The sequence below is a fragment of the Rhodococcus sp. 4CII genome (assembly GCF_014256275.1).
Taxonomy (GTDB): domain Bacteria; phylum Actinomycetota; class Actinomycetes; order Mycobacteriales; family Mycobacteriaceae; genus Rhodococcus_F; species Rhodococcus_F wratislaviensis_A.
Genome location: NZ_JACCFE010000002.1, coordinates 7,195,501 through 7,196,886, shown reverse-complemented (window position 1 = coordinate 7,196,886; position 1,386 = coordinate 7,195,501). Strand labels below are relative to the sequence as shown.

Here is a 1,386-nt window from a genome sequence, read left to right as displayed (position 1 = left end):
CTCGTTCCCCCAGCGGGTAGAAGACCTTGGATGCGCAAGTCTTGCGCGTGAGACGGACCAACCGACGCCGGTCTCCCACGCTGTACTGATCGTGCTGTACGTGTGGGCTCGGCGTGCGTCGATTCGTGATGTTCGTTTCGGAATCGCCGTCGATACGCGTCGGCGGCCCGGTCCGGACCGGTCGAGCAGTGTGCGTCCTCCGCTTCCCCGCCTCGGTGCGAGGCTCAGCGGAAGCGTTCGGCCTCACGTGCGAGTTGCACGAGGTCTGCGCACAGGGACTCCACCTCATGGGCCGCCGCACCTTCGGCAACGGCTGTCGCCACGTCCTCGGCGGCACATCGAACCTGGAAGATTCGGTCGACCATGGCGGACGCCTCCTCCGAGGTGAGGACCACCGCGTCGGCGGGGATGCTCGTGCCCTTGACCTGGTTGCGCTGCTCGTAGGCGCGTTGCCGGCAGGACTGGCGGCAGTATCGGCGGCGCCGCCCCATCCCCGACTCCGCCACTTCCCGCCCGCACCACACACAGGAATCGGGTCTGCGGGAAGCGCCGGTCATGGTCGACCACCTTACTGCGCGGCGCCTCGACGCCCGCCCGGTAAGATGTCGAGGTTGCATCTGCGCGGCGTGCGGGAACCAATCGGGAGGCCGTGGCGTTGTAGATGAGTGTGAACGCTTGGTGCTGGTCCAGGCGTGCTCGCGCGGAGACGATCGAGGAGAGGACACAACCATGGCAGATCGCGTACTTCGAGGGAGTCGACTCGGAGCGGTGAGCTACGAGACCGACCGTGACCACGACCTCGCGCCCCGGCGGATGGCCAAGTACCGGTGCGACAACGGTGAGATCTTCGACATCCCGTTCGCCGACGACGCCGAGATCCCGGGCACGTGGCTGTGCCGCAACGGCCTGGAGGGAACCCTGGTCGAGGGCACCGCGCCCGAGGCCAAGAAGGTCAAGCCGCCGCGCACCCACTGGGACATGCTTCTGGAGCGTCGTTCCAAGGAGGAACTGGAAGAACTGCTGAAGGAGCGCCTCGACCTGCTGAAGGCGAAGCGCCGCGGAGCCTGACACAGGCCACCGGACCGTACGAACGCCGTCTCGGCTCTGCCGGGGCGGCGTTCGCCGCATCCGGGGCAGGCCTGCGCCGCTCGCCACTCCGTCGATCTCCGGGGTGGTCACCGTCTCGACAGGACTCATACACGTACTCCGATCTGCTGAACGCGGGAGCGTTACATTCCGAGCACACCAAGCACTGCACACCAAGCACCGAGCGTCACGCCCCGAACACGCAGTCGAAGAAACCACGTATGACCGACCTCCCGGGCTTCCGTACCGTATGAGAGGTAGGTCACATGACCGCTCTCAATCTACTATTCGGTACGGCGG

Annotated in this window: 2 protein-coding genes; one reads left to right on the top strand and one right to left on the bottom strand. The window is 66.3% G+C overall.

All coding sequences use genetic code 11. The annotated features are described in order from the left end of the window. Positions 1-224: 224 nt before the first annotated feature. Complete coding sequence (locus H0B43_RS33905) at positions 225-557, bottom strand: hypothetical protein (RefSeq protein ID WP_073359665.1); 333 nt, start codon at positions 555-557, stop codon at positions 225-227. Between the two features lie 172 nt (positions 558-729). On the opposite strand from H0B43_RS33905, the gene H0B43_RS33900 reads away from it, so the two are divergent. Then, positions 730-1,068, top strand: coding sequence for an RNA polymerase-binding protein RbpA (locus H0B43_RS33900; protein WP_124393463.1), 339 nt, complete (start codon positions 730-732; stop codon positions 1,066-1,068). Positions 1,069-1,386 lie beyond the last annotated feature (318 nt).

Bases quoted from the DNA above. Each gene is read 5' to 3' on its own strand.
- H0B43_RS33905 (WP_073359665.1), bottom strand. From the start codon at position 557: ATGACCGGCGCTTCCCGCAGACCCGATTCCTGTGTGTGGTGCGGGCGG.
- H0B43_RS33900 (WP_124393463.1), top strand. From the start codon at position 730: ATGGCAGATCGCGTACTTCGAGGGAGTCGACTCGGAGCGGTGAGCTAC.